This is a genomic window from Campylobacter sp. IFREMER_LSEM_CL2194 (assembly GCF_025771685.1).
In the GTDB taxonomy this organism is placed as follows: domain Bacteria; phylum Campylobacterota; class Campylobacteria; order Campylobacterales; family Campylobacteraceae; genus Campylobacter_D.
Genome location: NZ_JAKMQS010000006.1, coordinates 43,538 through 63,602 on the forward strand (window position 1 = coordinate 43,538; position 20,065 = coordinate 63,602).

General features: G+C 30.0%; 24 protein-coding genes and 1 other RNA gene. 16 read left to right on the top strand and 9 right to left on the bottom strand.

All coding sequences use genetic code 11. The features are described 5' to 3' along the window. The first annotated feature begins 132 nt into the window (after positions 1-132). The 8 genes from flgA to murG are packed head-to-tail and all read left to right on the top strand — an operon-like array spanning position 133 to position 7,099. Positions 133-795, top strand: coding sequence for a flagellar basal body P-ring formation chaperone FlgA (gene flgA / locus L8V79_RS04165; RefSeq protein WP_258108646.1), 663 nt, complete (start codon positions 133-135; stop codon positions 793-795). Further along, entirely contained in the window at positions 792-1,370 is a 579-nt protein-coding gene (locus L8V79_RS04170) for a UbiX family flavin prenyltransferase (protein ID WP_263702600.1), read from the top strand. Before flgA ends, L8V79_RS04170 begins: the two co-directional genes overlap by 4 nt. Then, positions 1,370-1,849, top strand: coding sequence for a pantetheine-phosphate adenylyltransferase (coaD, locus tag L8V79_RS04175; protein ID WP_263682282.1), 480 nt, complete (start codon positions 1,370-1,372; stop codon positions 1,847-1,849). Before L8V79_RS04170 ends, coaD begins: the two co-directional genes overlap by 1 nt. Further along, complete coding sequence (gene tmk, locus L8V79_RS04180) at positions 1,840-2,424, top strand: dTMP kinase (protein ID WP_263692455.1); 585 nt, start codon at positions 1,840-1,842, stop codon at positions 2,422-2,424. Before coaD ends, tmk begins: the two co-directional genes overlap by 10 nt. Further along, entirely contained in the window at positions 2,417-3,643 is a 1,227-nt protein-coding gene (gene hisS / locus L8V79_RS04185) for a histidine--tRNA ligase (RefSeq protein WP_263702601.1), read from the top strand. Before tmk ends, hisS begins: the two co-directional genes overlap by 8 nt. After that, positions 3,640-5,469 carry a biosynthetic arginine decarboxylase gene (speA, locus tag L8V79_RS04190; RefSeq protein WP_261545203.1) on the top strand — a complete coding sequence of 610 codons (1,830 nt, stop codon included), beginning with the start codon at positions 3,640-3,642 and terminating at the stop codon, positions 5,467-5,469. The genes hisS and speA overlap by 4 nt, the downstream gene beginning before the upstream one ends. Further along, positions 5,466-6,071, top strand: coding sequence for a serine O-acetyltransferase (gene cysE, locus L8V79_RS04195; protein WP_263702602.1), 606 nt, complete (start codon positions 5,466-5,468; stop codon positions 6,069-6,071). Before speA ends, cysE begins: the two co-directional genes overlap by 4 nt. Beyond that, entirely contained in the window at positions 6,068-7,099 is a 1,032-nt protein-coding gene (gene murG, locus L8V79_RS04200) for an undecaprenyldiphospho-muramoylpentapeptide beta-N-acetylglucosaminyltransferase (protein ID WP_263702603.1), read from the top strand. The genes cysE and murG overlap by 4 nt, the downstream gene beginning before the upstream one ends. On the opposite strand, the gene L8V79_RS04205 is transcribed toward murG, so the two are convergent. The 5 genes from L8V79_RS04205 to L8V79_RS04225 are packed head-to-tail and all read right to left on the bottom strand — an operon-like array spanning position 7,092 to position 10,333. Further along, positions 7,092-7,709: a YggS family pyridoxal phosphate-dependent enzyme gene (locus L8V79_RS04205; protein WP_263702604.1), complete on the bottom strand. Its 618-nt coding sequence runs from the start codon at positions 7,707-7,709 to the stop codon at positions 7,092-7,094. The genes murG and L8V79_RS04205 overlap by 8 nt on opposite strands. Before the next feature lie 6 nt (positions 7,710-7,715). Continuing rightward, the gene (locus tag L8V79_RS04210; protein WP_039641436.1) at positions 7,716-8,963 is read right to left on the bottom strand and encodes an RNA polymerase factor sigma-54; all 1,248 of its coding nucleotides are present in this window, start codon (positions 8,961-8,963) and stop codon (positions 7,716-7,718) included. After that, positions 8,963-9,688, bottom strand: coding sequence for an LPS export ABC transporter ATP-binding protein (gene lptB, locus L8V79_RS04215; RefSeq protein WP_039618272.1), 726 nt, complete (start codon positions 9,686-9,688; stop codon positions 8,963-8,965). Before lptB ends, L8V79_RS04210 begins: the two co-directional genes overlap by 1 nt. Continuing rightward, the gene (gene tsaE, locus L8V79_RS04220; RefSeq protein ID WP_263702605.1) at positions 9,681-10,088 is read right to left on the bottom strand and encodes a tRNA (adenosine(37)-N6)-threonylcarbamoyltransferase complex ATPase subunit type 1 TsaE; all 408 of its coding nucleotides are present in this window, start codon (positions 10,086-10,088) and stop codon (positions 9,681-9,683) included. Before tsaE ends, lptB begins: the two co-directional genes overlap by 8 nt. Beyond that, positions 10,085-10,333, bottom strand: a complete 249-nt coding sequence (locus L8V79_RS04225; RefSeq protein ID WP_263702606.1) for an RNA-binding S4 domain-containing protein — start codon at positions 10,331-10,333, stop codon at positions 10,085-10,087. The genes tsaE and L8V79_RS04225 overlap by 4 nt, the downstream gene beginning before the upstream one ends. A gap of 113 nt (positions 10,334-10,446) precedes the next feature. Here L8V79_RS04225 and L8V79_RS04230 point away from each other — a divergent pair, with 113 nt between their 5' ends. The 8 genes from L8V79_RS04230 to rnpB all read left to right on the top strand — a co-directional run bounded on the left by L8V79_RS04230 (position 10,447) and on the right by rnpB (position 16,703). Continuing rightward, positions 10,447-11,667, top strand: coding sequence for an argininosuccinate synthase (locus tag L8V79_RS04230; protein ID WP_039628318.1), 1,221 nt, complete (start codon positions 10,447-10,449; stop codon positions 11,665-11,667). 12 nt (positions 11,668-11,679) lie between these two features. Next, a complete protein-coding gene (rplI, locus tag L8V79_RS04235; RefSeq protein WP_114640308.1) occupies positions 11,680-12,123 on the top strand; it encodes a 50S ribosomal protein L9 in 444 nt (147 codons plus the stop codon). After that, on the top strand, positions 12,123-12,665 hold the full coding sequence (gene hslV / locus L8V79_RS04240; RefSeq protein WP_039618282.1) for an ATP-dependent protease subunit HslV: 543 nt from the start codon (positions 12,123-12,125) through the stop codon (positions 12,663-12,665). The genes rplI and hslV overlap by 1 nt, the downstream gene beginning before the upstream one ends. Then, complete coding sequence (hslU, locus tag L8V79_RS04245) at positions 12,662-13,981, top strand: ATP-dependent protease ATPase subunit HslU (RefSeq protein WP_263702608.1); 1,320 nt, start codon at positions 12,662-12,664, stop codon at positions 13,979-13,981. Before hslV ends, hslU begins: the two co-directional genes overlap by 4 nt. Then, the gene (gene era / locus L8V79_RS04250) at positions 13,978-14,850 is read left to right on the top strand and encodes a GTPase Era (RefSeq protein ID WP_263702609.1); all 873 of its coding nucleotides are present in this window, start codon (positions 13,978-13,980) and stop codon (positions 14,848-14,850) included. The genes hslU and era overlap by 4 nt, the downstream gene beginning before the upstream one ends. Next, positions 14,840-15,850 carry a hypothetical protein gene (locus L8V79_RS04255; protein WP_263702610.1) on the top strand — a complete coding sequence of 337 codons (1,011 nt, stop codon included), beginning with the start codon at positions 14,840-14,842 and terminating at the stop codon, positions 15,848-15,850. Before era ends, L8V79_RS04255 begins: the two co-directional genes overlap by 11 nt. After that, entirely contained in the window at positions 15,813-16,352 is a 540-nt protein-coding gene (locus L8V79_RS04260) for a hypothetical protein (protein ID WP_263702611.1), read from the top strand. The genes L8V79_RS04255 and L8V79_RS04260 overlap by 38 nt, the downstream gene beginning before the upstream one ends. 26 nt (positions 16,353-16,378) lie before the next feature. Next, an RNA gene (gene rnpB / locus L8V79_RS04265) (RNase P RNA component class A) lies at positions 16,379-16,703 on the top strand. Here rnpB and L8V79_RS04270 read toward each other — a convergent pair. From L8V79_RS04270 to L8V79_RS04285, 4 genes are read right to left on the bottom strand one after another with little or no spacing between them, the layout of a single operon-like run. Beyond that, complete coding sequence (locus L8V79_RS04270) at positions 16,698-16,913, bottom strand: hypothetical protein (protein WP_257941661.1); 216 nt, start codon at positions 16,911-16,913, stop codon at positions 16,698-16,700. The two genes, rnpB and L8V79_RS04270, sit on opposite strands and share 6 nt — an antisense overlap. Beyond that, entirely contained in the window at positions 16,910-17,281 is a 372-nt protein-coding gene (fliS, locus tag L8V79_RS04275) for a flagellar export chaperone FliS (protein WP_263663313.1), read from the bottom strand. The genes L8V79_RS04270 and fliS overlap by 4 nt, the downstream gene beginning before the upstream one ends. 18 nt (positions 17,282-17,299) lie before the next feature. Continuing rightward, positions 17,300-19,603 (bottom strand): flagellar filament capping protein FliD, encoded by a 2,304-nt coding sequence (fliD, locus tag L8V79_RS04280; RefSeq protein WP_263702612.1) that lies wholly within the window; start codon positions 19,601-19,603, stop codon positions 17,300-17,302. Positions 19,604-19,605: 2 nt separating this feature from the next. Beyond that, positions 19,606-19,947 (bottom strand): FlaG family protein, encoded by a 342-nt coding sequence (locus L8V79_RS04285; protein WP_263679419.1) that lies wholly within the window; start codon positions 19,945-19,947, stop codon positions 19,606-19,608. Positions 19,948-20,065: the final 118 nt, after the last annotated feature.

Consider the following 20,065-nt stretch of genomic DNA (forward strand, 5'->3'; position numbering starts at 1 on the left):
TTTGCCCTCAATCTTCAATCTTGCATTTTTACAAGCAAATTTTATTCCATTTATTTTAGCAATTTTCAACTAAATTCAAACTTTTTTTATGTATGATATATTAGTTTAAATTTATTACAGAGGTTGTATTATTTGAGATATATTATATTGTTTTTATTTTTCTATACTTTAAGCTTTGCTTCGAATTTTGATGAAGTAAAATTAGCTTTGATTAAAGAATTTAAGACAAATTATCCGCAACTAGAAATCATTTCTTTAGATCTTAATACTCAATCAAGTTTACCTGCTGATTTTAATCAATACATTTTTTTAAAACTAGGTAATCATAATTTTGATAGAGCAGATGGTTTTGTAAAGGCTGAATTTAAAACTCCAGAGCAGTTTAAAAAAAATATATTTTTTAAGTATTTTTTAAAGGCAAAATTGGAAGTTTTACAAACCACGCGCCCTATCGCGCGTAATGAAAATTTAAGTCCTGCTAGTTTTAAAATTTTAAAAATTCCTTTTGATAAAGCTCCCCAAGGTGTATTAAAAAAAGATGAAATCGCAAATTTAATAGCCAAAAGTAATATAAGAGAAAATATGATTTTAAAATATAATATGTTTAAAACCAAAACCCTTATACAAAGAAATGATTCTGTTTACGGGGTTATCAAAGATGGGGATTTAAGCATGATAATAGAATTAAAAGCCTTACAAAGCGGGAATTTAAGCCAAAGAATTCGCCTTAAAAACAAAGATGGAAAAGTCGTGCATGGTAAAGTTATTAGTAAAAATTATGTGGAGCTAAAATGAAAAAAATTTTAGTAGGTATTAGCGGGGCTAGTTCTTGTGAACTTGGTTTTTTATTGTTAAAACATTTAAAAGAAAAAGGGCAAATTTATGCCATTGTGAGTAAAAATGCAAAAATAAGCTTTACAAAAGAAAATTCTCCTTTAGAAAATATAGACTTTTTGCAACACATAAAAGATAAATTTGAACTTGAACATGTAAATTTTTTAGATAATGAAGATATTAGTCAATGCGTTGCAAGTGGATCTTTTGGTATAGAAACGACTTTTATCACGCCTTGCTCGATTAATACTTTGGCAAAAATTGCTTGTGGTATAAATGATACTTTACTTACAAGAGCTGCAGGAGTGGCTTTAAAAGAACGCAAAAAACTCATACTTGGGGTAAGGGAAATGCCCTATTCTACTTTAAATTTAGAACAAATGGCTAAACTTTCTAGCTATGGAGTTATCATTGCTCCTCCTGTAATGGCAAGTTATGCTAAGATTGATAATTTGGAAAAATTATATGAATTTATCATAGGAAAATGGCTTGATCTAGCAAATATTGAGCATAATTTATATCAAAGGTGGCAGTGATGGCTAGTTGTATATACCCAGGGACATTTGATCCTATCACTAATGGACATTTAGATGTGATCGTTCGAGCTAGCAAGATGTTTGAAGAAGTAGTTGTTGCCATAGCTAAAAGTGAGAGTAAAAAGCCTATGTTTAGCTTAGAGCATAGAGAAAAAATGGTAAAAATTGCTACAAAAGACTTAAAAAATGTTAAAATTACAACTTTTGATAACTTACTAGTAGATCTTGCTAAAAATTTGCAAATAAATATCATTATAAGAGGCTTAAGAGCGGTGAGTGATTTTGAGTATGAATTGCAACTTGGCTATGCAAATCACATGCTTTGGGAAGATTTTGAAACTATATATCTTATGCCAAATTTAAAAAATTCTTTTATTTCAAGCTCCATAGTAAGATCAATTTGTGCTCATAATGGTGATGTGAGCAAGCTTGTGCCAAAAGAAATTATACCTTTATTAAAGGAGAGAGATTGTATATAGCTTTTGAAGGGGTTGATTGTGTGGGTAAAAGCACACAGATAGAACTTTTAAAAAAATATTTTCATAATGCATTTTTTACTAAAGAACCAGGTGGAAGTGAGCTTGGAGTGCATTTGAGAAAAATTTTATTAGAAAGCAAAATACATTTTTCTAAAAAAGCTGAGCTTTTGCTTTTTTTAGCAGATAGAGCAAATTTAATCGACATGCATTTAGCACAAAATAAAAACAAACTTATCATTTCAGATCGTAGTTTTGTTTCTAATATGGCTTATGCAAGATGTGATTTTGATCAAAATATTTTATTTGAGTTAAATTCTTTTGCCACAGGCGGGGTTTTTCCGCAAAAGGTTGTGTTTTTGCATGGCTCTAAAGAGCTTATTGAACAAAGACTTTCTAAAAAAGATCTAGATAGTATTGAAAAAAGAGGGGTTGAATATTTTTTAAATATACAAAATGCCCTAGAAGAAACTTTAGAGTTTTTAAAAACTAAGATAGATATAAAAATTTTAAAATTAGATGCTTCTTTGAGTATTGAAATTTTACATGAAAAAATTAAGGATTTTATAGATGATTAATGCTTTAAAAGGAATGAAAGATTTACAAGATGATCAAGCTACTCTTTATGAAAAAGTGGTAAAAACTTGTGAAAAAGTAGCTAAAAACTATGGTTTTACTTTTATTAATTGTCCGCATTTAGAACTTACTAAGCTTTTTAAAAGAAGTGTTGGAGAAAGCTCTGATATAGTTGGCAAAGAAATGTATGAATTTGTTGATAAAGCAGGCAATGATGTGTGTTTAAGGCCTGAAGGGACAGCTGGGGTGGTAAGATCATACATAGAAGCTAAAATGGACAAGGCTCAAAGTGTTAAAAGATGGTTTTATCATGGCTCTATGTTTCGCTATGAAAGGCCACAAAAAGGAAGATTACGTGAATTTCATCAATTTGGAGTAGAAAGCTTTGGTATAGCAAGTGTGTATGAGGATGCGAGTATTATTTTAATGCTAAATGAAATTTTTAAACGCTTAGAAATTCATACAAGTTTGAAAATTAATTCTTTAGGCTGTAAAGAATGTATGGGTGTATATAAAGAAAAACTCATAGCTTTTTTAAATTCTAAAGAAGGTTTTTGTGAGGATTGCTTAAGAAGAAAAGACTTAAATCCTATTAGAGTGCTTGATTGTAAAAATGATCATTGTCAAAGTTTAATCAAAAATGCACCAAAACTAAGTGAAAATTTATGCCCATGTTGTAAAAAAGATTATGAAAAATTACAAAAACTTTTAAAAGAAAATGATGTTGAGTTTGAATGTGATGAGAAATTAGTACGCGGGCTTGATTATTATTCTAAAAGTGCATTTGAGTTTGTTAGCGATGAAATCGGTGCAAAGGCTGCTGTGGCAGGTGGTGGAAGGTATGATAGATTGATTGAATACTTAGATGGTAAAAGTGGTTATGGCGTGGGTTTTGCTATGGGTATAGAAAGGATTATGGCCATTTTAGAGCAAAAACAAAGCGTAAAATCAAGAGAAGGAATTTATCTTTGTGCTATGGATGAAGCTTATATAGATACTATTTTTAAATTAGCAAATACTTTAAGAAAAAAACATAAGGTATATTTAAGTTATGAAGCAAAAAAACTTGCAAAGCATTTAAACCAAGCAGATAATGCTAATGCTAAAATCTTTTTATGTATAGGTGAAGATGAAATGCAAAAAGAAGAGATTTTTTATAAAAATTTAGATAGTAAAGAAAATAAAAATATAAAATTAGCAAATTTGGAGAATGAGTTATGATTGATTATGGTATTAATATTTGGGGTGCGAATAATTTTATTATCGAAAATGGCAAAGTATGTGTAAATCATGGTAAAAAACCTGCCATTATAGATATAGTAAATACTTTGCGTGATGATGGTTATAAGGGGCCATTATTGCTTCGTTTTCCTCATTTAATCCATAAGCAAATTGAGCAAATTTATGATAAATTTGCTAAAGCAAAAAAAGAATTTAATTATAAAGGTTCTTTTAATGCTGTATATCCTTTAAAAGTCAATCAATACCCAGGTTTTGTAAAAAATTTAGTTAATCTAGGTAAAGAATATAACTATGGCTTAGAAGCAGGAAGTAAGGCTGAGCTTTTACTAGCTATGGCTTATAATAATGAAGGCGCTCCTATAACGGTTAATGGTTTTAAAGATAAAGAACTTATAAACATGGGCTTTATAGCGTGTGAAATGGGTCATAATATCACTTTAACTATGGAAGGACTTAATGAGCTTGAAGCAATGATTGAAATTGCTAAAAATCGTTTTAAACCAAAGCCAAATATAGGCTTAAGGGTGCGCTTGCATTCAGCTGGAGTAGGAATTTGGGCAAAAAGTGGTGGTATAAATTCAAAATTTGGTTTAACATCCACTGAGCTTATTGAAGCAGTAAATCTTTTAAAAGCTAATAAGCTTTTAGATCAATTTACTATGATACATTTTCATTTAGGCTCACAAATTACTGAAATTCATCCTTTGAAAAAAGCTTTAAATGAAGCGGGTAATATCTACACTGAGCTTAGAAAAATGGGTGCAAAAAATTTAAAAGCTATTAATCTTGGCGGGGGTTTAGCAGTAGAATACTCTCAGTTTAAAAACGAAACAAGCAGAAATTACACCTTAAGTGAGTATGCAAACGATGTTGTATTTATTTTAAAAAGTATAGCAGAACAAAAAAAAGATTTAGAGCCTGATATTTTTATAGAAAGTGGGCGTTTTGTAGCGGCTAATCATGCTGTTTTGGTAGCACCTGTTTTAGAGCTTTTTTCTCAAGAATACACAGAAAGTAAGCTTTTATTAAAAGATAAAAATCCAAAACTTATTGATGAACTTTATGATTTGTATAAAAACATTAAAGCTTCTAATGCGCTTGAGTATTTACATGATAGTATTGATCATATGGAGAGTATTTTAACCTTGTTTGATTTGGGTTATGTGGATTTACAAGATCGCTCTAATAGTGAAATTTTAGTGCATTTGATTATGAGAAAAGCTATTTCTTTAGTGGGTGATCAAGCTGATTTGTCGAGTTTGCAAAATGAAGTACAAGAAAAATATTTAGTGAATTTTTCAGTATTTCAGTCTTTACCTGATTTTTGGGGTTTGGAGCAAAATTTCCCTATCATGCCACTTGATAGACTCAATAAAAAACCTACAAGAAGTGCAAGTATATGGGATATAACTTGTGATAGTGATGGAGAAATTTCTTATTCTAAAGATAATCCTTTGTTTTTACATGATATTGATGTAGAAGCTGAAGATTATTTTTTAGGATTTTTCCTAGTAGGAGCTTATCAAGAAGTCCTTGGTATGAAGCATAATCTTTTTACACATCCAACCGAAGCTTGTATAAGTATTAATGAAAAGGGTTTTGAAGTAGAAAGCGTGCTAGAGGCTCAATCTATTTTAGATACCTTAGAAGATCTTGACTATGATATTCATGCAATTATGGATAATATTAATGAAAAAATTTATGCTTCAAAACTTGTTAATGAAAATCAAAAAAAGCATATTTTGGGTGAAATTTATTTATTTTTAAATGATAATGGATATTTAAAAAGCATAGGTTCTAAATGAATATTTTTAAACTAATCAAAGAAGATTTTTCTATGCCAAAGCAAAAAGATCCTGCATATAGATCTTGCGTGGAATTAGTTTTTAACTATCCTGGTGTTTGGGCAGTGGTAAATTATCGCTTTGCGCATTTTTTTTACCAAAAAGGTTTTAAAAAAATAGCAAGGATTATTAGTGGAATTTCTCAGTTTCTTACTGGAGTTGATTTACACCCTGGAGCACATTTAGGTAGAAGGATATTTATAGATCATGCAAGTGGGGTTGTGATTGGTGAGACTTCTATTATAGGTGATGATGTTTTGATTTATCAAGGTGTTACTTTGGGTGGAACGAGTTTAGATAAAAATACCAAAAGACACCCTACTATAGAAGATGGCGTGATCATAGGTTCTGGTGCTAAAATTTTAGGCAATATTATCATAGGTAAAAATGCAAAAATAGGCTCAAATGCAGTTGTATTAAAAGATGTTGGGCCAAATTTAACAGCTATTGGTATACCTGCTTATATTAAAAAACATGGTAAGATTGATTATGAAGAAAAAATCGCTAAATTAGAAGCAAGACTTGCTATTTTGGAAGAAAAGCTAAATAAAGAGGATAAATGATAGTAATTACAGGTGGAGGCACAGGAGGACATTTAGCTATAGCTAGATGTTTATTGCAAAGTGCAAGAAAACAAGGTATAGAATGCATTTACATAGGAAGTGAAAATGGCCAAGATAGACTTTGGTTTGAAAATGAAAATGGTTTTTATAAAAAATACTTTCTAAGTTCCCAAGGCGTTGTTAATAAAAAAGGCTTAGCTAAGGTTCAATCGTTTTTGCATATTGTAAAACTTGCAAGAAAAACAAAACAAATTTTAAAAGAACATAATATTAAAGTAGTTTTTAGTGTGGGTGGATATAGCAGTGCTCCAGGCGCTTTTGGTGCTTTAATGGCAAATATCCCACTTTTAATCCATGAGCAAAATTCAAAAATGGGAAGTTTAAATTCACTTTTAAAGCCTTTTTCTAAAGCTTTTTTTACTGCTTTTGATGATCAAGTTAATAAAGCAAATACTTTCTTTTGTCCTTATCCTATTAGTGAAATTTTTTCACAAAAAGCAAGAGTGAGAAAAGAATTAAAAAATATTATTTTTCTTGGTGGCTCTCAAGGGGCTAAATTTATAAACGATCTTGCCTTAGAAAATGCTTTATACTTTAAAGAAAAAGGCATAAATATCATTCACCAATGTGGTAAGAATGATTATGAAAGATGTAAAAAAGCTTATGAGGATTTAAATGTCAATGTAGAGCTTTTTGACTTTGATAAAAACATTATAGATAAAATTTCTAAAGCAGATTTAGCCATATCAAGATCAGGTGCAAGTAGTCTTTTTGAGCTTAGTGCAAATTTACTTCCTTGTATTTTTATTCCTTATCCATATGCGGCTAAAAATCATCAGTATTTTAATGCTTTGTATTTAAAAGAGCGTAATTTATGTGAAATTTTAACTCAAGAAGAAAAACATCAATTTTTAAATTTGGTAGAAAATTTCTCACTAGAAGAAAAATCTATAGCCTTACAAGAGTTAAAAAGTGAAAATGGTGCAGATTTTATGATAGAAAAAGCAAAGCAAATGGGGTTTATTTAAATAAAATACTCCCCAAACGCACCATATTTGAGCCACATTTTATAGCTAGTTCAAAATCCCCACTCATGCCCATAGAGCAAATTTTTGCCCCGTGTTTTTGTAAATTTTCATAGATTTTAAAAGTTTGCTCAAAACTTTCTTGAACTTTTTCCTCATCCATAGAACCTATACACATAATGCCTACTAGATTTAAATTTTTACACTCTTCTTGTATTTGCAAATACTCTTCTATGGCTTTATTTTGCTCTATGCCACTTTTAGAACTTTCATTAGCAGTATTTACTTCTAATAAAGTATCTAATTTATAATCAAGTCTTTTATCTACAGCTTTGGCGCTTTTTAAGCCATTACAAGATTGCCAAAGTAATGGGTTTTGTTTGATTAAAAGATTGATTTTATTGCTTTGAAGATTACCTATAAAATGCCACTTGATTTCTAAGTCTTGAAGTTTTTCTTTTTTTAAAGCTAAAGCTTGGACTTGATTTTCTCCAAACTCTACAACACCTTGCTTAAAAAGCTCTCGAATTTGCTCATCTTGAACATACTTGCTAGCTGCTATTAAACGCACATTTTGTTTTATGGTTTTTTCAAAAATACTTTCTAAATTCATCTTTTCCTACATTAATTCATATAATTTTTTACGCTCACTTGAGCTTCCTATGCCAAGTTGCATACGATATTTAGTGATAGTTCTGCGCCCTAGTTGCACACTTGGGAATTCTTTTTGAGTGAGTTCAAGAATTTTCAAATCACTCAAAGGCTTTTTAGGATTTTCTTTTTTAATTAAATTACTAAGAAAATCTTTAATAGTTGCATTAGAAGTTTCACCATCATCCACTGCAGTGGTAAAGAAAGACTTTAAGGGTATTAAACCTCTATCACAACTTAAGTATTTATTTGCAATTGCCCTTGAGATGGTAGAAGCATTTCTTTCAAGATCTTGTGCTAAGTCTTTAAGCTGCATAGGTTTAATATCCCCGCCCATGAAAAAATCATATTGATATTCTATAATCATAAGCCCTAGTTTATAAAGGGTAGCTTTACGCATGGCTAGCGCGTCAATTAAATTTTTAGCATCTTTTAAATAAGCACTTAAAAACTCATGATCTAAACCATCTGCTTCAAAAGCAATTTCAGGGTAATAATCATCATTGATTTTAATTTTAATTTCACCATTTTCTTGATAAATAAATATATCAGGAATGATTTCCATGCTCTCTTCAAAATACTCTAAAAAAGGCGGAATAGAGATTTTTTTAATTATCGCTATAGCCTTTTTATACAAAGGATCTTTGATAAAATCTTTTGCATTTTCTAAATTTAAAATCAACATTTTGCAAAACTCATAAAGCTCATCATCTAAGTCAAAATGCTCTAATGCAAAAATAAAAGCTTCTTGATTGTCTTTTGCCCCTACTCCAACGGGATCAAGGTATTTAAATCTTTGCCTGATTTTTTCTACTTCCAAAGGATCAAATTCACCTAAAATTTCCTCATCATACTCAAAATAACCTTCATGATTTAAACATTCTATGATTTTTTCAGCAATGGTTTGGGATTTTTTAGTAGGAAAAAATGGTGGTATGATTTGCTCGCTTAAAAGTTCATACACATTTTTTACTTCCAAGCTTTTTGCATCAATCATTTGTGTTGTGGTATTTTTACTAAAATATTCTTGATAATATTTGTTTTGATTGTTTGTAATACTTGAGTTTTCTTTGATCTCTATAAAAGGATTTTCTTTAGCAAATTCATCTAAGCTTTCTTTTAGATCTTCAATGTTAGCTTGCAATATAGGAAGCCAAGATCTTAAGGTTTGTGATAGTTTTGCTTTTTGTGTTATAGAGGTTTTTTGTTTAAGCATTATTCAAGTCTAAACTCACTTCCAAGATAGTATTTTTTAACATCTTCATTATGCGCAATTTCATTAGCATTGCCACTAGCTAGCAACCTTCCGCTTCTAATTACATAAGCTCTATCGCAAATTGCTAAAGTTTCTCTTACATTATGATCAGTGATTAAAACACCTATATTCATAGCTTTTAAGTCATTAATCAAGCTTTGAATTTCACTCACTGCTATAGGATCAACCCCAGCAAATGGTTCGTCTAAAAGTAAAAATTTAGGATCACACATAAGCGATCTTGCGATTTCACAACGCCTTCTTTCACCCCCACTTAAACTCATACCTTTTCTGTGTCTAATAGGTTCTATGCTAAGTAATTCTAGCATTTGTTCTATCTTTTGTTCTAATAAATTTTTATCCTTATATATTACTTGGGCGGCTAAAAGTAAATTTTCTTCTACGCTTAAGTCTTTAAAAACACTACTTTCTTGAGGTAAATACCCAATGCCAAGCTTTGCTCTTTTATTAAGTGGTTCTTTTGTGATATCTTGTGAGTCTAAAAACACCTGTCCACTTGTTGGCAAAATAAGCCCACATATCATATAAAAACTCGTAGTTTTTCCTGCTCCATTAGGCCCTAAAAGTCCTACAACTTCCCCACTTTGTACTTCTAGTGAAACATCGTGTATGATTTTAGTTTTTTTAATGATTTTTTCTAAATTTCTAGCTTCTAGCTTACTCATGTATTATATACTTTCTTTTATTTTCATAAGGAATGATTTGTAAAATTATATTAAAAATTTGATATTTATCTAAGTATTTTTTTAATTTTTCATCACCCCACTCTACCAAATGCAAACCCTCTTCAAAAAAATTTTCAATCAAGCCATTTTTTAAAAGTCCATCAAAACCTTCTTGATAAATATCATAATGATATATTTTACCTTGTTGAAAATCATATGCTTGCATGATAGAAAATGTAGGAGAGTTAAGCGTTTTTTCTACTCCAAGAAATTGAGCATAATTTTGCACCAAAGTGGTTTTACCGCTTGCTAAATCCCCTTGAAGTAAAATAACTCCATTTTTAGGTAAAATTTCACAAAGCTTATAAAGCTCATTTTGACTTAAAATCATTTCTTTCATTGAATTTTTACCACATATTTTTCTTGCATAACTTTTGGTATACTTTTAGTTGTTGGTATGTCTAAAACTTTATAAATATTGGTATATTCTATAAATTTAATGCTTATTTCATCGCCAATTTTTACTTCTTTACTAGCTTTAACCACTTGATTGTTTATACTTACTACGCCACTTTTGCACATATCCTCTGAAATAGCACGACGCTTAGTAATATTAACTACATTTAAAAACTTATCTATTCTCATAAAAATATTTTATCAAAAAATACAAGAAAATGTTATAAAATGTCTAAATATTTTACATTATATTAAGCTAAATTCGTTAAATTTTAAAATTATTTTTACAAAGAGGAAAGACAATGAAAAAAGATATCAAAAAAGTGGTTTTAGCATATTCTGGTGGACTTGATACAAGTATAATTTTAAAATGGTTACAAGATGAGTATAAATGTGAAGTGGTAACTTTTACAGCAGATATTGGACAAGGTGAAGAGCTTGAGCCTGCTAGAAAAAAAGCACTTTCTTTGGGTGTAAAAGAAGAAAATATTTTTATTCAAGATTTAAAAGATGAATTTGTAAAAGATTATGTATTTCCTATGTTTAGAGCAAATGCTATTTATGAGGGAGAATATTTACTAGGTACAAGTATAGCAAGACCTTTGATAGCAAAAGCTTTAGTAGAAATAGCAAATAAAACAAAAGCAGATGCTATTAGCCATGGGGCAACAGGTAAAGGAAATGATCAAGTGCGTTTTGAATTGGGTGCTTTGGCGCTAAATCCAAATTTAGCCATCATTGCTCCTTGGAGAGAATGGGATTTAAATAGCCGTGAAAAACTCTTAGCTTATGCGCAAAAACATGGTATTGATATAGCTAAAAAACCAGGTAAATCACCTTATTCTATGGATGCAAATTTATTGCATATTTCTTATGAAGGTTTAGTGCTTGAAGATCCTGCGGCTAAACCCGAAGCAGATATGTGGCGCTGGGTGAAAGATTTAAAAGAAACTCCAAATGAAAGTGAAGTGATAGAGCTTGAGTTTAGCAAAGGCGATTTGTGTGCTATTAATGGAGAAAAAATGTCTCCTGCACAGCTTTTAGCAAAGCTAAATGAACTTGGTGCAAAACATGGTATAGGTCGTCTTGATATTGTTGAAAATCGCTATGTGGGTATGAAAAGTAGAGGTTGTTATGAAACTCCAGGTGGAAGTATACTTTTAAAAGCACACCGTGCTATAGAAAGTATCACACTTGATAGAGAAGCAGCACATTTAAAAGATGAATTGATGCCAAAATATGCAAGTTTAATTTATAATGGCTATTGGTTCTCACCTGAAAGATTAATGCTTCAAGCCTTAATTGATGAGTCACAAAAATACGTTAATGGTAAAGTTAAACTTGAATTATACAAAGGTAATGTAATGGTAATAGGCAGAGAAAGTGCGAATGATAGTTTATTTAGCGAGGCTTATTGTACTTTTGAAGAAGATGCTGTGTATGATCAAAAAGATGCAGCAGGTTTTATAAGATTAAATGCTTTAAGATTTATCATTGCAGGTAAAAATGGAAGAAAATTTTAAAAAAGGAAAACAATGAAAGTATTATTGATTAAAGATGTAAAAAGCTTAGGAAAAGCAGGAGAGGTTAAAGAAGTAAAAGATGGATATGGACAAAATTTTTTAATTGCCAAAGGTTTTGCTAAGGCTGCTACACATGAAGTTTTAAAACAATATGAAGCAGAGCAAAAGAAAAAGGCAGAAAATTTAAGATTTGAGCTTGCAAATTTGGAAAAATTAAAAGAGGAATTATCTAAAATCACTATTTGTATAGCTAAGCCTGTGGGAGCTAATGGAAGCTTGTTTGGTGGGGTTACTAAAGATGAAATCGCTCATGCACTAAAAGAGCAAAAAGGCATAGAGCTTGATAAAAAAAGCCTAGAATGTGATACTATAAAAGAACTTGGCGTGCATGAAATTTCAGCAAAATTAGGCCATGCGATTCATGCTGTATTTAAGCTAGAAGTTAAAGGAGAATAATGTTTCACGCAACTACAATTTTAGCTTATAAAGGTAAAAATAAGTCTGTAATTGGCGGAGATGGACAAGTAAGTTTTGGAAATACTGTTTTAAAAAATAATGCAGTTAAAATTAGAAAATTAAACAATGGAAAAGTATTAGCAGGCTTTGCAGGAAGCACTGCTGATGCTTTTAATCTTTTTGATATGTTTGAAAAACTACTTTCTAGTTCTAAGGGTGATTTATTAAAAGCTGCAATAGATTTTTCAAAAGAATGGCGTAAGGATAAATATCTAAGAAAACTTGAAGCAATGATGCTAGTATTAGATAGAAATCATATATTTTTACTTTCAGGAACTGGAGATGTAGTTGAGCCTGAAGACGGCGCTATAGCAGCTATTGGTAGTGGAGGTAACTATGCACTTTCTGCTGCAAGAGCTTTAGCTAAACACTCAAGTTTAGATGAAGAAGAATTAGTTAAAGAAAGCTTGCAAATTGCTGGTGAAATTTGCATTTATACAAATACAAATATTAAAACTTATGTAATTGAGGATGATAAATGAATTTAACTCCAAAAGAGATTGTAAAATTTTTAGATGATTATGTAATTGGGCAAAAAAATGCCAAAAAAATCATAGCAATTGCTTTAAGAAATCGTTATAGAAGAATGCAGCTTAGCCCTGAACTTCAAGATGATATCATGCCAAAAAATATTTTAATGATAGGATCAACTGGGGTTGGTAAAACAGAGATTGCAAGACGCCTTGCTAAGATGATGGGACTTCCTTTTGTAAAAGTTGAAGCAAGTAAATATACTGAAGTTGGTTTTGTTGGGCGTGATGTAGAAAGCATGGTTAGAGATTTAGCTAATGCTGCTTTAAATTTAGTAAAAAATGAAGAAAAAGAAAAAAACAAAGAAAAGATTAATGAATTTATAGAAAATAAGATTTTAGAAAAACTTTTACCGCCTTTACCAAAGGGTGTTAGTGAAGAAAAACAAGAAGAATATCAAAATTCTTTAGAAAAAATGCGCGTGAAATTAAAAGCTGGTGATTTAGATGATAGTACAATAGAAGTTGAAATTTCACAAAGTGTGTTTGATACTAATCCAAATTTACTACCTGAAATGGGTGCTATGCAAGATATAGTAAAAGTTATTGGTGTGGGTAATAAAAAAGTTAAAAAAGAAATGAAAGTAAAAGATGCAAGAATAGCTCTAGCTCAAGAAGCAAGTGAAAAAATTCTTGATATGGAAAGTATTAAAGGCGAGGCTTTAAGAAGAGCAGAAAACGAAGGGATTATTTTTATCGATGAGATAGATAAAGTAGCAGTTTCAAGCTCCAATTCAAACCGCCAAGATCCAAGCAAAGAAGGGGTGCAAAGAGATTTACTTCCTATAGTTGAAGGTAGTACTATACAAACTAAATTTGGACCTTTAAAAACTGATCATATTTTATTTATCGCTGCAGGTGCTTTTCATCTAAGTAAGCCAAGTGATTTAATCCCTGAACTTCAAGGGCGTTTTCCTTTAAGAGTTGAGCTTGATTCATTAGATGAGGATGCTTTATATGCTATTTTAACAAGACCTAAAAATTCATTACTAACACAATATATTGAGCTTTTAAAAACTGAAAATGTAGAGCTTGTTTTTGAAGATGAGGCTATTAGAGAAATAGCAAAAATAGCAAGCAAGGCTAATGAAGAAATGCAAGATATTGGTGCAAGACGTTTACATACAGTAGTGGAAAAACTTTTAGAAGATATTAGTTTTGAAGCAGATGAATACGCAGGTAAGGTATATAAAATAGACGATTTTAAAGTGCAAGTTAAGCTTGGAGATATCATAGAAAATAAAGATTTAGCTAGGTATATCTTGTGAAAAGTGGCTTTATAAGCATAGTGGGTAGAACTAATGCGGGAAAAAGTTCTATCCTAAATTCTTTATTAGAAGAAAAAGTTGCTATGGTTTCTCATAAGCAAAACGCTACAAGAAGAAAGATTAATGCAATCATAATGCATGAAAATCATCAGCTTATTTTTATAGATACACCAGGTTTGCATGCAAGCTCTAAGGTTATGAATCAGCTTATGATTGATTTAGCGATTAAAAGCATTGCTGATTGTGATGTGATTTTATTTGTAGCTAGTATTTACGATGATATTAAAGATTATGAAAATTTTTTAAGTTTAAATCCCAAAGTACCACATATTGTGTTGATTAATAAGGTTGATTTAGTAAAAAAAGAAGTTTTGCTTAAAAAATTAAGTGAGTATTCTCAGTTTAGCTCACATTTTAGTGCTATTATCCCCTATTCTGCTAAGCAAAAATTTTATAAAAAAATTCTTTTAGATGAGATGATTAAGTATTTGCCTGAACATCCGTATTATTTTGATCCTGAGTTTATTACTACTACAAATGAAAAGGATATTTATAGAGATTTTATCTTAGAAGCTATATATGAAAATTTAAGTGATGAAATTCCTTATAGCACTGAAGTAAAAATAGAAAAAATCAAAGAATTAGAGCAAATTTATTATATCAATGCCACTATCATTACAGATAGTAATTCTCACAAAGGAATGATATTAGGTAAAGATGGTGCTACAATTAAGCGTATAGGTAAAGAAGCTAGAGTGAAAATAGAAAAATTAGCACAAAAAAAGGTAATGTTAAAATTATTCGTTCAACTTGAGAAAAATTGGCACAAAAACGAGCAAAACCTTAAGAAAATACTTTATGATGAGTAAGAAAACTATTCTAAAAGATTTTCTTGCTTATGAAAAGCTTTTATATATTAAATTTGCAAATCCTATTAGCGAAGATGAAATTTTAAAAAAGAGCTTTGAGGAGCTTGGTCTTAAAGATGATTTTTCTTATAAGCTAAAGTATTTTCAAGATAAATCTTTTGCATATGTATTCTTGTGCAAGTATGAAGATATTTTAGATATTGATTATATAATACCAGAACCCCTGCTTTTTGAAGTGTATTTTAAAAATAACACAAATAGCGAAAATCTTGCATTATTGTTTAAGGAAAAATACATAGTTTTAGTGGAGTATTTAGGATGTGATTTTCAAAATTGTAAAGTTATACCATTAAATGTTTATGATAAAATATATAATGAAAAATTAAAAAATACTTATAAGCACATTATAAGCATAGATGATACTCAAAATCTTAGTAGTTTTGATAAATTTAATAGTAATATTTTTTATCAAAAATTGTTAAAAAATTGCGATCAAGTCAAGATTAATTTTACCAACAAAGAAAAAATAAATCATTTAAAATCTTTTAGTTTTAAGATTTTATTGGCTTTTGTTTGTGGAGTTTTGCTAGCTTTAGCTTATCCTTTGTATTTGTATACACAAAAATCATTTTATGAAAATGAGAAAACAAAATATGAAAATTTAATAAAAAAGCAAGATGATATTTTAGAACAGGTAAAAATTAATCAAAAGCAAAATCAAGAGTTTAAAAAACTACAAGAAGAAAATGAGTTAAAGGTTGATTTGTTACAAAAATTTTATGCAAATGCACTTTGTTATAAAGATTTTTATGATTTTTTAAAAGTTTTAAATTCTCATCAAGCTTATATAGAGGCTTTGTATGTTAAAAATAATGATTTTATTATAGAGCTTAAAAATGACTATGAATTTTATGAAGATTTTAAAAAGCATCATTTTGTATTAAAAAATAAAGAAGTTAATAATGGAAAAATCACTCTTGTTTTTGAAAAATCTTTATAAAAATTTAGAAAATATCTTTGCTAAGTTATCTGAGCGTGAATTTATATTGTCTTTGATAGTTGTTTTTGTTTTTGGTTTTTTCATGGTTTATATGGGTGTTTTTGACTATTTTGAAAAACAAATGAAGTTGTCAAAAGATGAACTATATATTTTACAAACAAAATACGAGCAAAAACAAGAAGTGATTTCTGATTTAAAAAAAGATGAAAATATATCTTATAATGATCACTCGTTTTTAAGCATAAATAAAGATTATCAAAGTATTTTAAAGGATATAGAAAAGAATCTTAATGGAGTTAAATCTTTGCAAATTCAAAGTTACAAAAGTCAAGATGAATATTTTGCTTATTATGAATTAAGATTAAGTTTTGTTGGCGATTTTATTTTTTTAACGCAGTTTTTGCAAAAATTAGATCCTTGTATAAAAGTTAAAAATTTAGAACTTGTAAAATATGAAAATAAATTAAAAATTACATTAAATCTTGTTTTTGCTCTGGTATAAAAATAATTTTTTTGGTAGAATTTGTCTAAACATGGCAAGCGATCGCTTCTTTTTGAAGAGGAAAGTCCGAGCTGCAATAAGACAAGGATTCCATCTAATGGATGGCTAGGGCAACCTAAGGGAAAGTGCAACAGAAAGAAAACTACCATATTTTATATGGAAAAGGTGAAACGGTAGAGTAAGAGCCTACCAGTAGCTTTGGTAACAAAGCTAGCTATGTAAACCCAATCTGCAGCAAGAAGGGGTGGTTTTTGTCTTATAATATAACCCTTCGCTTGAACTTGTTTGTAAAAACAAGTCTAGATAAATGATCGTTCTTGACAGAACTCGGCTTATAGCCATGTTTTACTTTATATAAGCAGAAGCTTTTTTGAGTTTTTGTAAATTAACAGCTATTTCATCTTGCTTTTTTTTCATAAAAGCTATCGCTTCATTAGTTAGCGCTAAAGCCTCATTGGGACAATCTTTATAATCCGGTTTTTCCATAAGTTTAACTATTTTTTCTACATCTTCAGTATAGACAGCTAGTTTAAATTCATCAATCCATTTTTTTTCACTCATTTTTGGTGTACTTCTCTCCAAGCTTCTAATAAGCCTTTTACCACATTTATTACTTCATCTACTCTTGCTTCACTGTTTTCTATGTTTGCTAAAGAAAGAAGTTGTAATTCTCTAGTGTATAAGCCACTTAAATAATGTGCTACTTCGCCGCCCTTATCATAATCAAGACAATTTAACAATTCAATAAAAATAGCACTAGCTCTTTTTACATAATACACTCTTTCTTCTATATTTTCATTTTGTATAGCTATTTTTATCCTACTTGAAAAGCGCAAAATCCCACTATATAGCATTTCTATAAGTTTCTCTTGGGATTCTACACCAGTTTGATTTTGTGAATATGCGCTATAAACTGCACTATTTAGCATTTAAACCCTTTCTTTATTTTAAGAATTTTGATTATTTGCTGCATTGATCATATTTGCAATAACACTTGCTTGGTTATTTAGTTGTGCAATGATACCATCATATGCTGCCCATCTTGACCACATTGTATCATATCTACTTTCTATGGAAGCTTTGGTGCTTTCTATGGTTTCATTTAGATTTTTTGATTCTTTTGTTAAAGATGCTTTATAACCTCCAAATGAACCTTCAGAACTCATTATTTCACCCATGGTATTTTTTAGCATACCAAAAGTTCCAGTTTCTTCTTTATAAACTGAATATAAGGTTCTAGAACTTAAACCAAATTTTTTCAAAAATTCATTATCACCTTGAATTTCTAAGTTGCTACCTGAAGTTCCTTTGATTTTAAATTGAATTTGTTGATTTTCATTACCTTGGTTAATGATTTCAAAGCTAGCCTCTAAACCTTCTAAGCCAAAACTATTTATATGATCAACCAAATTTTTAGCTTTTTCAATATCATCTTTACCTGTTAATACAAAAGGATCTCCATTTGGAGTTTTGCCTAAATCTATGGTTGTATCATTATAAGTGATAGTAAAACTACCTTCTTTAAATTCTATATCTTGATTACCAAGATTACTTACTCTATCACCAGCTAAATCAATATCTTCAAAACCATTACTTCCTACGAAAAATTTTTCAGCTAATTCAGGATCTTCGTTAAATTTAGAGTTAAATTTTCCTGAATCAAAAGATAAAACACCATCGTTTAACGTTAAGCCATAATCAGCCAAAGATAAACTTACTTTAGAGGAAACTTCAATCCCTTCTGAACTTTCACTATCACCAACCGTAACAGTTCCATCTACTGTTATAGTTTGAAGTAAAATATTGTTTATCTCAGATTTTATATTATAAATTTCGCTAACACCTACAAAATTCCCTTGTACTCCTGCTTCTGGATCATATTTTGTCGCTGCATTAAGATTTATCATTAAATCATTATAAGCAGTGACTAAACTTTCTAAAGATTGCGCAAGTGCTTCAGTGTCTTGAGAAACGTTAAAGGTTATTTCTCCTTTTTGTTTTAATTCTAAGGTAACATCTGGAGCTATATCAGTGATAGTATTAGTTGGTCTTGTCATTTTAACACCATCTACACTAAAGATAGCGTCCATACCTTTTTGGATGTGATTTTCATTGTTTGAAGCTACATTGTAGCCTTGTGGAGTGCTAGTATCTAGAGTAATGCCAAATTTATCTTTCAATAGTGAAGTAGCTTTGCTATCTCTAGCATAATTGGCTTGATCTATATTTCCTTCAGTATCAGTTGCATAACCACCATCAAAAAGACTTAATTGCCCACCATTGGTAGCTCTAAAAGTAAAAGATTTTCCATCATCTCCAAAGCTTAATTCCACTTTTCCATTGGTTTGTTTTTTTAAATCTTCTGCTAAACTTTTATAAGTAGTATTCTCGTCTACATCAATGGTAAATCTATCATATCTTTCACCATTTTTAATAACAAAAGTAAAAGAGGTTTTTTCTCCTGGATTAAGTAGTTTGTCATCAAAGCTTCCACTACTAATTTGTCCGCTTATTTTATCTTTATTTTCTTCTCCAGCACCTGTTGGTCTAAAACCATACAAACCACCAGCGCTAATGCTATTTTTATCAAGTCCCCAACCCATAGCATTTAATAACTTTTCATCACCTGAAAAAGAAATATTATTTTTAGTTCCTGTTTCAGTACTTTGTACTACTAAGCGGTATGGATTATCTCTATCTCCTGTATTAACTATTTTAGCTTCTACTTTTCCACCTGTTGCGGCATTTATTTTTTCTGCAAGCTGAGATACAGTAGTGCTTTCATCAATATCGATTTTATAATCTTTTCCATCTTGGGTAATAGTAAAAGAAGTTTTGCCATCTACACCTTCTATACCCAAACTACCCATTACAGTAGCAGTTTTATCTTTAAATCCATTACTTTGATACACGTCTTTTTGTGCAAGTTGATCAACAATAACTTTCATGTTTGTAAGGTTAGATAAAGATCCTACTGTTAAACCAGCAGCAGCGCTATCTCCACTTACACTAGGTGATACTTTTTTCTTGTTAAATTGTGAAGCATCACCTAAGCTATTTACGGCTGTTTGAAACGCAAGTAGCTTAGCTTCAAGTTCTGCTAGGTCTTTTTGTCTTGAAGTATTAGTTTCAAGCTGTGAGTTATAAAGACCTAAATGCGCATTCATTTCTGCTTCTTTTAGCTTGTTTAATGTATCGCTTGTTAAAACTCCTGAACCTATTCCTAAACTTCCTAAACTACCTACTGCCATAATTAACTCTCCTTATCAAAAATAGTGCCAATAACACCTTGAAAATGTTCTATTAGCTTCATAACTTCCTCGCTAGGAATTTTACGTATTAACCTACCAGTATCTTTTTCGGTTACACTAACATACATTTCATTGATTTTATCATTATATGCAAAACGTACGTTTGTTTCTAGTGTTTCCATTTGATTATTAAGTTTTTCTGTTGCATTTTTCAATTTTTCATTTAAATTCTCATCTTGATTATTTAAATTAGTTTGCTGTTGATTTTCTTGAGATACTTTTCCAGTACTTTTTGTATTAAATTGTGCTGTGTTTGCATCCCTTTGAATATTTCCAATGTCCATTTTAAACTCCTTTTTAAAAGACTTTAAAATACTCTATCGACATAATTTTAAAAAACTTAATATTTAGATTAAAAATCTCTATATTATTAATAAGCAAAAAGTGTTCTCAAAAAGCTTA